Here is a 13,610-nt window from a genome sequence, read left to right as displayed (position 1 = left end):
AGTTGAAGCCATTCAACAAGCTGCGGAACAACATGTTTTAGAAACAATTGAGTGGCCTCCCAGCGGGGAGTTAAACGTAAAAGCGGCAAATATTGATGACCGAATTTATGCCACCGACTGCCCCACACCGTTATCGACCTCTTCCTCATCCAGTAATGGTTCTGCAAGTAATATCACAGTTCTGGTTGAATGCATTGAAGATAACTGGAAAATTTATGTTCCTGTAAGACTGACCATTTCACTGCCACTTGTCACCGTTGCCGTACCCATTTCTCGTGGGCAGCAAATTACGCAGCAAGATGTCTTGATTACAATGGTAGACTTACACCGCTTCAGACGACAAGGTTTTTCCGATATAAATCGTATCGTCGGAGCTAAAGTGAAAAAAAACATGCGTATTGGCGATGTCGTTGAGCAAGATGATATATGCGTCGTATGTCGTAATGAAAACGTTATGATTCAAGCAGTCAAGCAGGGAATGATCATCACAACCAAAGGAACCGCTTTAAGTGATGGTATTTTTGGTGAGCAGATAAAAGTGAAAAATGATAAATCAAACCGTATAATAGATGCACAAGTAACCGGTATTGGCGAAGTCACGGTTCAATTTTAACGCTTTCATTACACTTCTAAATGTGTTTACGTTGTTAAGAAAGTGAAACAGAAAAAAAAGCTAAAGTAATCACAAGCACCGTCGATATTGACTGTACAGGTTTCCATTATTATTAATAAGGCTCACATATGGCAGGTATTGATAACATACGTTCGGGGCAAACATTAACGACGACAAATCGTAGTAATGCTCGTACTGAATCGAATGCATCTCCATCGACATCCGGCTCGGTCACTCGTTCACCTCAAAATAAAGATGCGGTATCACTTAGTACCCAAGGTAAGGCCATTGGTGAAATGCACAACCAAATGGTATCTCAGCCAAGTTTTGATAGTGCCAAAGTCGCTGCAATTAAAGATGCGATAGCCAATGGCTCATATAGAGTCGACCCAGAAAAGTTGGCTGATAATATGATTAAATTTGAAAAAGAGTTGGGTGGTTTTAACTAGCCCTATTTTTGACTAATTAAGGCAACATACAATGGCTGTATTAAAAGACTTAGTCGATTTCCAATTGAAAAATGCACTAGAACTCTCTTCGCTACTTGAACAAGAAAAGTTAGCAATTACGAGCCGTTCATCAAGTGAAATCGAAGCTATTGCCAAACAAAAGATGACCTTAATTGGACAACTTCAACAAACTGACCTCCGAATTGCGAAACATCCTCATGTCGTGAGCCTGGCTGAAGATGTACTCCTGTCGCAAATCGTTGATCAGATTCGTTCCATTGTTCACGATTGCCAGCAAGCAAACCTTGTTAATGGTGAAGCGCTACAACGTGCACAACTCAGTTTTAATAAACTCAATAATTTGATGCAGCAAAGCCACGGAAAAATTGGCATGACGTATAACGCTGGTGGGCAAACCCACACTGTGTCCACTTTAGGGACCAATATTAAAGCGTAATCAACATGCAGCTGAGCTACTAAACTTTTAAGCTGAAACGAATTAAACAGAAAAGCGGCAAACTTTGCCGCTTTTTCGATCTGGAGAGAAGGAAGATTTAGAAGAGTGTTTGTTGACGTTTTTCTGGTACTTGCTGAACTTCTCCGTAGTCACGCAGTTTATCCATCTTACGGATATCGAGACGTAACTCAGTAACATAACTGTCACCCACCTTATAACTGCGGACCACTTCTGCTCCGCGGATAACACCATCAACCGCTCCCGACGTCAGCTCTGTGCCCAATCGCTGATCTTGTAGTTCAGCACGACCACTCACTCGCATTCCATAGACTTGCTCTGCCAGTTCGCGATAAGCATCGATTTTAGAGGCACGCATTGCACGGACTTGCTTTTCATCCACACTACGCCCAGTTTGCTCACTGATATTGGCATAACCTACTGCCGTCAACCATTCATCAGCGCGCATGGTTTGCAATGGCTGGCAACCCACCATCATGATAGTCACTAGAAGTAATAGCCATTTTTTCATTGGTTTCTCCTATGGACGCAAGATAACAGTATACGGCTGCTTAATCGTAGGGTCAGAGCGAATTAACACACCATCTTGTGTACGGATACTGTTGAGCGTATCAAGATCACGACCAATACGATCAGCAGGTAAAAAGCCTTGTGCGGTAGCAACCACAACACGAGACTGCATTCCCACAACACGAGCATTGACTAATACACCGCCTTCTTGACGAAGCATTGTCCCTGTCAGTATGTATTGGATTTCTTGCTCTTGAGCGAGGTCTTTCCAGTCACGACTGAAAGCAAAATCACCTTGCTGCGTTACCTGAATCGAGCCTGTGGTTTTGAAATCAACCACTTTAAATCCTCTACGCTGAAACTGATGGATAAATCCTTCAGAAACCGAGTTACCCAACCAGTTAGTCGCATCCATACTTTGCAGGTCCACAAACGATGTTACAGCAATAGGAGTGCGAGCAGAAACACTAGTATTGGACACCATCAAATCTTCTGTCATGCTTTCAACAAAGAAGTCCAACGTGTGACGTGGGCTCTCCATTAGCATAAACTGTGAACCATTGTATGGCTCTTTACCGTTATAAATCGGGGCGTAGGCACAAGCAGTTAACAAAACTGCTGGCACTATCGAAAGCCATTTTTTCATTCTCTTATCTCCAGATATACTGAGGCAATCTTGATTCCAAACTTCAGATTAAAAAACTTGGAACACTCTTTGCTTTTCAAAACTTGTTACACTTTCAAAACGCACTGCCTACATCAGCTAAGATTTTAAAAGCAAAATTTATACCCAACTGGTAAATAACAATGAAAAAAATTATTTCTGTTTTATTTTCAATATGTTACACAATTACCTTTTCTCAAGCCGTTAATGCTGCTTGGTATGAAGTGACCGGATCGTCAGCCATTGTTTCCTCAGAGGAAGTCGCTCGCCTCAATGCATTGGAAGATGCCATCTATAAGGCGGTAAACTTTGCCGGGGCAGACATCGGTAGTATCAGTAACTTACGACCACTGCTGGAATCAGACCGTAAAGAGTACCAGTTTACTAACCATGAAGTACGCTATGTGTTAGTTGAAGAGAATAAAACACGTCGGGGAGTGATGTATGTTAAAGCTCGAATTGATATTTATCCTTCGGCAACAGGTTGCCACGTTAGCCAATATAAGAAAACGTTTTTAGTGGGCAACATTGATCTTGCATCGCCACAACAGGCGGTTATGGGGCAAATTTACAGTGTGGGAGATGATTTTGCACAGGTACTCAACCGTCAACTCGATCAAGAATCTCGCAGTTTTGTGTCGGTTGGCACCACAGATTATGCAATTGAAAAACAGCACCCAGAACGCTTAACCATGATTGCAGAGGACACGGGGGCACAGTACATTTTGGGGGGAACCATCACCGATTTAACTGCCACGATAGAGCAAAAATTACTCGCCGATGATGTGATTAACCGTCAATTTGCTATGCAAATTCAAGTGTTTGATGGCAAAACAGGCCAAGAAGTCATGACTAGGCATTATAGAGAAGTCGCTAAATGGCCTTTCGCCAAAACCAGTCAGATAGATACTAGTAGTGCTCGTTTCTGGGCTTCAACCTTTGGCAGCATGATGCTGCGTGTCAGCCGAAATATTATGCTTGATCTTGAATCCGAACTTTCATGTAAAATAACACTCCCCGAAGTGGTTGCTAAATATGGTAACACCATCACGATGGATCTAGGACGTGTGCATGGCGTTAAAACCGGTGACAAATTGCAGTTGTGGCATACAGGTTCATTCATTGATCAGAAAGGGCTACCACGAAATAAAGTGACTCAAAGTGATATTACCCTTACGGTTACTCGCGTCTATGAAAACGAAGCAGAGCTGAGTGTTGATCAAGAAAATCTCGCCTCTAGCATACAAATTGGCGATGTTATGCACAAACAGCTTTAATTTTCGTTTTAACTAGTTAACTTCACAAAATTATTGAGTAAACTAGCTCACCTTGCTCCCGTAGCTCAGTAGGATAGAGCGGCCCCCTCCTAAGGGGCAGGCCACAGGTTCGACTCCTGTCGGGAGCGCCATTTTGATAAAGCCTCAACACCCAACCGGTATTGAGGCTTTTTTTTCTGACGAAAAATTGACCTAATATTGATTTGAGCCACTACTATTCATATACAGTGATTACTGTAAGTTCTATGTCAAATAATCTAGAATTAGTATTAACAGATTTATCGATAGATAAGATCATGAAAAAGAGTAATCTAATCACGAATACTGGTCACCGCTTTATCTCTAAAGCAAAGACCGCCTATAAAATTCATATCCATACGCCGGACGATACGGTATTGCACCGTTCTGTCGGCTACATACGTATTGGTGAGAAAAAGGGGCTTAAAAAGGCGATAAAGCTGCGTAATGAATTAGGTTCAGAGATGTGGGGCAAACATTGGCGTCGTCTGCTCAAAGATCCCTATTTGATGACTCGTCTACCACACAGTTTAGAACCTAAAATCATATACAAACCCAGACCAACGCTCGATAACCCGGAAGCTCGGGATCCTTGTTATATCGCGGCTTGGAGACACTATGATGAAAAAGGTAACTGTATATTTCAAAGCGTCGTTTGTTCGATCAACAAGCATGGCAAGCTTGCCGCTTATACCAAGACGAAAAAGGCGCTATTAGAGGCTTATAAAGAAGACTTGGATATTCTTGTCTACATGGGCCGATTGAATAGTATTGATTTGAAATAACGTGGCGTGATACCGGAGCGGTTAGAGGCTCAAATACATTGTTTTACAAGAAGAAAGCCCGCGTTTTTCACGGGCTTTCTCTATTTTCTCATACTTAAGCGTTATTATTTCACTTCATAATCAAAGCTTGGAATAACGATATCAACACGACGATTTTGCTTTCGACCTTCGACTGTATCGTTCGATGCGATTGGGCTATTTTCCCCTTCACCTTTTACGGTAAGACGGTTCGCATCCACACCTTTAGCAATCACAACATCAGCAACAACTTGTGCGCGTTTTTCTGATAGTTTCTGGTTGTAAGCCGCAGCGCCAGTTGAGTCAGTATGACCAATAATTTCAGCATCGGCTTGTGGGTAAGCTTGCAAATATTTCACTAGTTTATCAAGCTGGTTAGTACTCTCTGCTGTTAGCTTAGTACTGTTATGGGCAAAGCTACTGCTGTCCAAACGTTGAAATGGCACATGCTTAACAACCGTTTCAGGTTCTTGGGGAATAACGACTGGCTCAACCACTGGCTGTGCAACTTCTTCAACAAACACCTCTTGCACGATGACTGGCGCAGGTTCTGCTTTACTTCCACCAAATTTATACGAAACACCTAAGGTAGCCGAGTTACCTGCCGCTCGGACAAGATCGTTATTAATATCGGTGAGGCTTTGATATTCCAAACGTAAAGTGACGTTATTATCGGTGTTGAACTCAATACCAGCGGCACCTAAATATGAGTAATCATCTTTATTGCCATAGTCAACATAAGCACCGCCGACTTTAGCATATAAGGCAATGGCATCAGTCAAAGGAAGGCTGACTTTCGGTGCGAGTGTAATGGCCGTTACTTTTTCATCATTCAGCCCCGCACCACTAAATTTGCCCAAGTAATCGTAACCTGCCTCTAATGAAAGCCAATTAAACGCTTGGTAACCAAGGTAAGCACCGACGGTAGAAGATTCATCTTCACACACATCTCCAGCACGACAAGCGTCATCAAGCCAAGATTTACCAACTTTAGCACCTACGTATACTTCAGCCATTGCGGCAGAAGATGCAAAAACAAGCGCCATTGAAACTGCTGCTGCTAACTTTTTCATACTTTTTCCTTTCCTATTTATCGTTATCATAATGCGGTTGCGGTACCCAAAAAACGGTTTACTTTTCGCCTACACACATACCTACATAACTCGGAACCACTATACTGTATGTTAAGAAAGCTTAAATAGCGCATTAGTTTATTCTCTGTCATCGTTTTGTGAAATATTGTCAGTGCTCTACACCAAAGGATTTAACAAAGCCGATATAAAGAAAAACCGCAGCATAAGCTGCGGTTCAAAGCGTTGTTCGTATGATTGACTTATTGAGCGTTCGCTTCACGCTCAGCAATAAAGGCTAATGCCATATTGATACGAGCAATAACACGCTCTTTGCCGATCAGTTGCATAACAGCATCAACCGATGGCGATTGACCACCGCCAGTGACAGCAACGCGCAGCGGCATGCCTATTTTACCCATACCGATTTCAAGCTCTTCACACACTTGAGCGATGACAGCGTGCAGGTTTTCCGTTGTCCAGTCACTCAATGCTTCTAATTTGCTTAAAGCAAGTGCTAGCGGCTCTTTCGCCACACCGCGTAAGTGTTTTTTCGCCGCATCAGCATCAAACTCAGCAAAATCTTCAAAGAAGTAACGAGATTGAGCAGCAAGTTCAACCAAGGTATTGCAGCGTTCACCAACCAGTTTAACGATCTCAGCTAATGCTGGGCCGTTGTCTTTATTGATGCCTTGTTGCTCAAAGTGCCATTCAAGGTGTTTTGCAACATATTCAGGCTCTGATGTTTTGATGTAGTGATTGTTCAGCCACAACAACTTATCAGTATTAAATGCAGATGCCGATTTGCTAATAGCATTTAAACTGAAGAACTGAATCATCTCTTCACGCGAGAAAATTTCTTGGTCGCCATGAGACCAACCTAGACGAACTAAATAGTTATTCAGTGCTTCAGGCAGATAACCTTCATCGCGATACTGCATCACAGAAACAGCGCCATGACGTTTAGATAGCTTCGCGCCGTCGTCACCTAAGATCATTGCGCAGTGCGCAAACACAGGTACAGGAGCACCTAACGCTTCGTAAATGTTGATTTGACGAGGTGTGTTGTTGATGTGATCTTCGCCACGAACGACATGAGTAATCCCCATATCCCAGTCATCCACCACCACACAGAAGTTATAGGTGGGTGAGCCATCAGTACGGCGAATGATCAGATCATCCATCTGGCTGTTGGAGATTTCGATACGACCGCGGATCTGGTCGTCAAAAATTACGCTGCCTTCTTTAGGATTACGGAAACGGATAACACACGGATCCCCTTCTTTTGCTGCGTCGTTAACCGCTTTGATTTTTGGGTGATCAGCATCGTAGCGCGGCATCTCTTTGTTCGCTTCTTGCTCGGCACGAACTTCATCTAACAGCTCTTTAGAGGCGTAACATTTGTAGGCTTTATCTTCAGCAAGCAGCTTATCGACAACTTCGTTATAACGATCAAAATGTTTAGTTTGGAAATATGGGCCTTCATCCCAATTCAAACCTAGCCAAGTCATACCTTCAAGAATCGCGTCTACGGCTTCTTGCGTCGAGCGCTCTAGGTCGGTGTCTTCAATACGCAAAACAAACTCACCACCTTGGCTTTTTGCATAAAGCCAAGAGTAAAGTGCAGTACGCGCACCACCAACGTGAAGATAGCCTGTCGGGCTAGGAGCAAAACGAGTTTTAACCGTCATTTGATTTCCTTAGGGATAAAAAGACAGCGGAGAACATGTCCACTGCAAGTACCAGGATAAAAAGTGGCGACATTTTACCACTGACGGCTAAATCTACAATCCTCGATTGCCTTTCGTTTTTCTGCGCTCAAGAATAACGCTTAAAATTCGCTTAACTTTCCTTTAGTGGAACTTGACCTTGCCCTAAAGGTAAGGTTTATGCTTCTAGCTATTGAGTTGGTTTACGGGGAATTTATCAATGAAACGCTTTCAATTGCCTTTATCAGGGCTGAAATGCATGGGTTGCGCGAAGAAACTTGAGCAGCATCTCAAGCAAGAATTTGAGGTACAAATCCACCAGCTGTCACCCACATTCATCGAACTGAGCACTTCGGCCTCTTTAAATGAACTCATCGCCGCTATCGAATCCTTAGGCTATCAAGCCTTGCTCAGTACGAACAACGCTCCTCTATCCTCATTGCAACCCACAACCTTGGTTAGCGATATACAGCCACTCGCACAAGAGACAGAAGTCTCAACAACGGGTTTGGTTAGTACCCACTTACTGATCCAAGGAATGACTTGCGCAAGCTGTGTCTCTTCGGTGGAAAAAGCACTTCTAAGCGTTAACGGTGTACAAAAAGCGCAAATCAATTTAGCTGAACAAAGCGCCTTAGTGCTCTCGCAAGCAGATATCGCTGACCTTGAACGGCAATTGCTCAATGCCATTACTCATGCAGGCTACCGTGCAGAGCGAGTCGATGATCCAGCCCAACAGCAAGAAAAACAAAAACAGCAATCACTTGATTTACAAAAGCAACATAAAACCAATGCATTACTAGGTTTAATAATGGGTATTCCGTTAATGCTTTGGGGCCTTTTCGGTGGCAACATGATGATTGTGACCACTCAACAGCAAATATACTGGGGCGTTATCGGCGTTGTGTGTTTGGCTCTATTAGCCACCGCTGGCCGCCACTTTTTTAGCCATGCTTGGCTTGCGTTAACCCATAAGCGCGCCACCATGGATAGCTTAGTCGCCCTAGGAACCGGAGCGGCTTGGGCCTATTCAATGTTGGTAGTGATTTACCCAACTTGGTTTCCCGTCGCCTCGCGTCATGTTTACTTTGAAGCCAGCGCGATGATTATCGGTTTGATTTCACTAGGCCACTACATTGAGGCGAAAGCCAAAGCGAAAACAACCCAATCCTTACAAGCCTTAATTAACTTGCAACCACAACAAGCAACACGCATCACGGCGCAAGGCGATCAACAGATTGCGGTTGAATTAGTACAACTTGGTATGCAACTGCGCATAAAACCGGGAGAAAAAGTGCCGATAGACGGCAAAGTCCTCAGCGGTGAATCTTATGTTGATGAGTCCATGCTCACTGGTGAGCCGATCCCCGTCCTAAAAGTGGCAGGCGATGCCCTTGCGGCAGGCACCATCAATCATGATGGCAGCTTAGTCATCGAAGCCACCGGCGTAGGGGCGCAAACCATGCTCTCGCGCATCATCCAAATGGTTCGTCAGGCGCAAAGCAGTAAACCAGCCATCGCCAAACTGGCAGATCAGATATCCGCTATTTTTGTACCGACAGTGGTTATGATTGCCCTGTTTTCTGCTCTGATTTGGTACTTTGTAGGCCCTGAACCTAAGGCCAGTTATATGCTAGTGGTTGCAACAACAGTATTGATCATTGCTTGCCCTTGTGCCTTGGGTTTAGCTACTCCACTCTCGGTTACGGTAGGAGTTGGTAAAGCCGCTGAAATGGGTATTTTGATCAGAGATGCCAATGTATTGCAATCGGCAAGCAAAATCACCACTGTAGTATTTGATAAGACAGGTACGCTCACTCAAGGCAAGCCAACCGTTCAGAACTTAGTCACGTGGGGAATTGAAGATAGCAAATTGTTAACCCTTGTTTACGCTTTAGAACTGCGCTCTGAACACCCTCTTGGCAAGGCTATCTGCCATTATGCGCAACCGTTGGTATCAACCAGCGCCGCAGTCGAGCAATTTACCAACCTAAGAGGCAAAGGGCTAATGGCAAATATTGGCGGTGATTCCGTCGTCGTTGCCTCTTTATCGCACCTTGAATCACTGGGCGTTCCTCTTACTCAAGCACAAACGGCCATTGAACACTACGCAGAACAAGCTTGGACGCCAGTCGCGGTTGCCATTAACGGTGAACTCAAAGGTCTCATCGCTATTGCTGATCCAATCAAACCTAATGCTGCACAAGCTATCAGCACACTGAACAAAATGAACATTCGTACCGTGATGCTAACTGGAGATAACCAAAGCGTGGCCACTGCAATAGCAAAACAACTAGGCATACAGCAAGTGATGGCTCAAGTACTTCCGGATCAAAAAGCACAAAAAATCGTGCAGTTACAAGAGAAAGGCCAAATCGTCGCCATGGTCGGTGATGGTATTAATGATGCGCCAGCCCTTGCGCAAGCCGATATTGGTATCGCAATGGGCAGTGGCAGTGATGTCGCAATAGAGAGTGCGCAAATGACATTGCTCAACTCCTCACCGCTTGCCGTAGTCAATGCTATCGCTCTTTCTAAAGCAACGGTAAAAAACATGAAGCAGAACCTATTGGGCGCGTTTATTTATAACACCTTCGGCATTCCCATTGCCGCTGGCGTGCTTTATCCCGCTTTTGGCTTTTTACTCAGCCCTGTAGTTGCAGGAGCGGCAATGGCTTTGTCCTCAATCACAGTCGTGAGCAACGCTAACCGCTTACGTCTATTTAAATCCCCTTTTCACTCTTAGAGGTTAGATAAAAATGAAAATGATCACAGCCGCTATGCTTAGCACCTTGTCTCTTATGAGCTACTCCGCATTCGCCACGGTGACCGAGGTGACCAATTACAAATCCCCTTATTGTGGCTGCTGTACTGAGTGGTCCACTCACATGCAACAAGCAGGATTTAAGGTTAACGAGCAATTGCAAGAAGATATGACGGCGATAAAACAACAATTGGGCATTACACCCAAGCTCGCCTCTTGCCATACAGCCGTTATCGACGGCTATGTTTTCGAAGGTCACATTCCAGCCACAGACATTCAAGCCTTTCTCGCTAATCCACCGAAAAATGCCAAAGGGTTAGCCGCGCCCGGCATGCCAATCGGTTCTCCAGGTATGGAATCTGGTGATAAGAAAGAAGCCTATTCGGTTTTTGCTTTTAACGAGCAAGGTCAGGTGTTTGAGTTTGCTCACCACGAAGGTAATTGATTTTATGTAATAAAGCCTCCGACAGATGCGGAGGCTTTCATTTGGGTGCATTGATATGGCTACGAGTTATTTAACACTAGTTACTCGGCTGACTCGCTCGCCTGAAGCAGAGATAGAACGGATCCAGACCTCACCGGACACCTTCGGTTGTTCGATGCTCGAGTAAGTAAGCCATTGTTGACCATCTAATGAGTATTGTAGCTCAACGCCTGGGAATGACGAATTCATCGACAATGTACCCGCTTCAATCTTAGCTCCGGGAATTGGCAGGCGATAATCAATGCCAGCTTTTTCCAGTTTCGCCAGCTCACGTTGCCCAACAATATTAGCAAAACGAGTCCAATCTTGATTCAGTGCAGACTTATTGACTAAGTTGGTTTGCTGAGAATATTCAACCCCTACTTTATAGTCGTTTTCCCACTCCGCTTTATGCCAAGCACGTTCAGCGGCAGCCAACACTCGAGGGAAAACCATATATTCATACTGCTCATCATTACGAACCGTTTCTGACCACAATTGAGCTGACAAGCCGTAGAATGGTTTCGACGTCACCTCTCCTTTACCGACAAAACCATTACCATCACGATCTAATGAAGTTTCAGCGTTTTGCGGCATATTTTCCGGTGCAAAACCAAACATTTTGCGCGTATCGGTCGCACGGGTGGCCCAGTAATAACCGCGCTCTTTAGGATCCGCCTCATAAGGCATATCCATGTAGACATAATCAGGGTTAGAAACAATTACGTCGTAACCTTGTTTTGCCCATTCATAAACAGAGCTTGTACCGCCCCAATAGAGGACATCCCAAAAGTTCACACGTGTATTGCGCGTGGCAAAAGCGGATTCTCCCTCGCTGTATTTCAAGCCATCTTGCCATGCTTGGAAATTCTCAATCCCTTTATCGGCGACAATTTCCGATACTTGCTCAGCAAAATAACTCGGTAAATGAGCAAAGTCACTTACTACTCCTTGGCTGACTAATGCTTGGCACTGTGGCGATTTCGCAAATGGTTTATCTTGTTGTGAAAGATCTAAGTTACCTTTCCAACTGACTTTTTCCGTCGCATTAATATCTTGGAAACCCGCGCCCAATTTGATGTTTTTCGCCTCATCGCCACCAAAATGCCAAGTCGATAAAGGCATGCCCGCCTCAATGTGCATCAAGGCCACTTCAGTGATCACCTTGTCCACAAAACGTTTAGACGAGTCTAAACAAGGGTTAATAAAACTCTGCTTATCATAAAACTGAACCGTCGTAACATTGGAGCTGTCTTGAGGATCCATCAAGCGATACTGGCTAGCCTGTTCGGTTTTCCCCTCTTGGCTCAAACGATCAAAACGAGCCTCCATTGAAACAACCGCAGAGCGAGCATGGGCTGGCATATCAATTTCAGGGATCACTTCAATATTGCGCGCTTTAGCGTGCTTGAGGATTTCAATGTAATCGGCTCGACTAAAATAACCCGAGCCAAAGTTATCAGAATTTGGACCGGAGCCAAGCTGTGGCAGCAAGCAGTTTTTCTCATCTAAATCAAAGCAGCGCTGCCCACCAATGTCGGTCAATTCAGGTAAGCCCGGAATTTCTAAACGCCAACCTTCATCATCGGTCAAATGAAGATGTAATTTATTCATCTTATAAGCCGCCATTTGATCTAACGTGGCCAAAATCGCTTGCTTAGAATGGAAGTTACGTGCGACATCCACCATCACACCACGGTAATCAAAACGTGGAGCATCTTCGATGTGGATCACTGGCAGCGCTGTGACATTCTGGCTATCCACTAAACCCAAAATAGATTGAACGGCGTAGAAAGCTCCCGCCTCATCAAATGCACGAATAGAGATAGCATTCGGTGCAATCTCCAACTCATAAGCACCCGATGTCGCCATCTGGTCAGAAAATTCGCTCGGTGTAATCGCAACACCAACCGCCAACTCTCCATCAAGCTTCAGCCCAATCGTTTTAGCACGCGCCTGCAATGCTGAAAACTGATCCGTCGCAAAGTCCTTCACATCAAGCTTAAGGCCGCGAGTAATATCAACAACACCTTGACCAAGCGTTGTTTTTAGAGGCGTTGGTAACAGAGCCGTTGATACATCTTGCAGTGATACATCGCTATTTCTCTCAAATCGGCTGATGGCCGTGGCAAACACATTATTATCGCTGGTGGTGCGTTTGATATTGTCGCCCTCAAGCCCACGCACAAATGACGACGTGTCCTCTGTATTGAGAGATACAATAAGTTTAGGCTCTGTATTAGGTGCCGCAACGAATGCACGCGGCATAAAGTCCGTTTCAAACAACTGCCAATATTCAGCGACCAGAGGCAAAACAACCTCTTCGCCCGCAGCAAAACAATCAAATTTATCAGTAGGTTCAAGCTTATGTAAATCACCCGTTAAACGGGTAATTTTGAATTGATCATTTTCAACATCCAGAATCAGTCGAATACTGTGGAAATAGATAGCCCACTGCTTTGAATTCACGGCTTCACCTTGGTTAACCAAGGTCATGTTCACTTTATTACACGATGCCCATTCTGCTTCGAGAGCCTGACATGCCAATCCTTCATCTGCCCCGTGATTCGTTAATACGGTGTAATGAATATCCAAATTTTCCGCCAGCGCATCGACTACTTTCTGCTCTGGTGATTGCAACAAAGAGCAACCTGATAATGTGGCGATAACCGAAACAGCAATCAAACTAGGTTTCAACATTTGACTCACCCTACCTTTAAAATAAAAACCCAATATCCTGTTAAAAGGACTCAAAACAGCAACAAGCATAAAGGCTTGTGACCTAAGGCATTCAC

The 13,610-nt window shown here is 44.4% G+C and carries 12 protein-coding genes and 1 tRNA gene; 8 read left to right on the top strand and 5 right to left on the bottom strand.

The genetic code is table 11. The annotated features are described in order from the left end of the window. From flgA to B9J84_RS05810, 3 genes are all read left to right on the top strand, one after another. On the top strand, positions 1-613 hold a 613-nt coding region (gene flgA, locus B9J84_RS05820), incomplete at its 5' end, for a flagellar basal body P-ring formation chaperone FlgA (RefSeq protein WP_179217526.1). Between the two features lie 128 nt (positions 614-741). Then, positions 742-1,062, top strand: coding sequence for a flagellar biosynthesis anti-sigma factor FlgM (flgM, locus tag B9J84_RS05815; protein WP_094123737.1), 321 nt, complete (start codon positions 742-744; stop codon positions 1,060-1,062). A gap of 31 nt (positions 1,063-1,093) precedes the next feature. Further along, complete coding sequence (locus tag B9J84_RS05810; protein WP_094123736.1) at positions 1,094-1,519, top strand: flagella synthesis protein FlgN; 426 nt, start codon at positions 1,094-1,096, stop codon at positions 1,517-1,519. A 97-nt stretch (positions 1,520-1,616) separates the two neighbouring features. Here the strand turns inward: B9J84_RS05810 and flgP are convergent, their stop codons facing one another. Beyond that, complete coding sequence (flgP, locus tag B9J84_RS05805) at positions 1,617-2,048, bottom strand: flagellar assembly lipoprotein FlgP (RefSeq protein WP_017043110.1); 432 nt, start codon at positions 2,046-2,048, stop codon at positions 1,617-1,619. A 9-nt stretch (positions 2,049-2,057) separates the two neighbouring features. After that, positions 2,058-2,693 carry a FlgO family outer membrane protein gene (locus tag B9J84_RS05800; RefSeq protein WP_013856244.1) on the bottom strand — a complete coding sequence of 212 codons (636 nt, stop codon included), beginning with the start codon at positions 2,691-2,693 and terminating at the stop codon, positions 2,058-2,060. Positions 2,694-2,854: 161 nt separating this feature from the next. Here B9J84_RS05800 and B9J84_RS05795 point away from each other — a divergent pair, with 161 nt between their 5' ends. The 3 genes from B9J84_RS05795 (at position 2,855) to B9J84_RS05785 (ending at position 4,791) form a co-directional block, all read left to right on the top strand. Next, positions 2,855-3,988 (top strand): flagellar assembly protein FlgT, encoded by a 1,134-nt coding sequence (locus tag B9J84_RS05795; protein WP_094123735.1) that lies wholly within the window; start codon positions 2,855-2,857, stop codon positions 3,986-3,988. Positions 3,989-4,042: 54 nt separating this feature from the next. Further along, a tRNA-Arg gene (locus B9J84_RS05790) sits at positions 4,043-4,119 on the top strand. A 165-nt stretch (positions 4,120-4,284) separates the two neighbouring features. After that, positions 4,285-4,791: a Fe3+-citrate ABC transporter substrate-binding protein gene (locus B9J84_RS05785; RefSeq protein ID WP_029189872.1), complete on the top strand. Its 507-nt coding sequence runs from the start codon at positions 4,285-4,287 to the stop codon at positions 4,789-4,791. Between the two features lie 104 nt (positions 4,792-4,895). On the opposite strand, the gene B9J84_RS05780 is transcribed toward B9J84_RS05785, so the two are convergent. Together B9J84_RS05780 and gltX are read right to left on the bottom strand one after the other, a co-directional pair. After that, complete coding sequence (locus tag B9J84_RS05780) at positions 4,896-5,882, bottom strand: OmpA family protein (protein ID WP_026029039.1); 987 nt, start codon at positions 5,880-5,882, stop codon at positions 4,896-4,898. A 260-nt stretch (positions 5,883-6,142) separates the two neighbouring features. Next, positions 6,143-7,570, bottom strand: coding sequence for a glutamate--tRNA ligase (gene gltX / locus B9J84_RS05775; protein WP_013856240.1), 1,428 nt, complete (start codon positions 7,568-7,570; stop codon positions 6,143-6,145). A 238-nt stretch (positions 7,571-7,808) separates the two neighbouring features. On the opposite strand from gltX, the gene B9J84_RS05770 reads away from it, so the two are divergent. Then, complete coding sequence (locus tag B9J84_RS05770) at positions 7,809-10,334, top strand: heavy metal translocating P-type ATPase (protein WP_179217525.1); 2,526 nt, start codon at positions 7,809-7,811, stop codon at positions 10,332-10,334. A 13-nt stretch (positions 10,335-10,347) separates the two neighbouring features. After that, a complete protein-coding gene (locus B9J84_RS05765; RefSeq protein WP_017049700.1) occupies positions 10,348-10,797 on the top strand; it encodes a DUF411 domain-containing protein in 450 nt (149 codons plus the stop codon). A gap of 66 nt (positions 10,798-10,863) precedes the next feature. On the opposite strand, the gene B9J84_RS05760 is transcribed toward B9J84_RS05765, so the two are convergent. Beyond that, positions 10,864-13,515: a beta-N-acetylhexosaminidase gene (locus tag B9J84_RS05760; RefSeq protein WP_094123733.1), complete on the bottom strand. Its 2,652-nt coding sequence runs from the start codon at positions 13,513-13,515 to the stop codon at positions 10,864-10,866. Positions 13,516-13,610 lie beyond the last annotated feature (95 nt).

This window comes from Vibrio sp. V03_P4A6T147 (assembly GCF_002241085.1).
GTDB classification, from domain to species: domain Bacteria; phylum Pseudomonadota; class Gammaproteobacteria; order Enterobacterales; family Vibrionaceae; genus Vibrio; species Vibrio anguillarum.
Note: the sequence above shows the minus strand (reverse complement) of the source record. Positions and strands in the feature narration are given on the sequence as shown.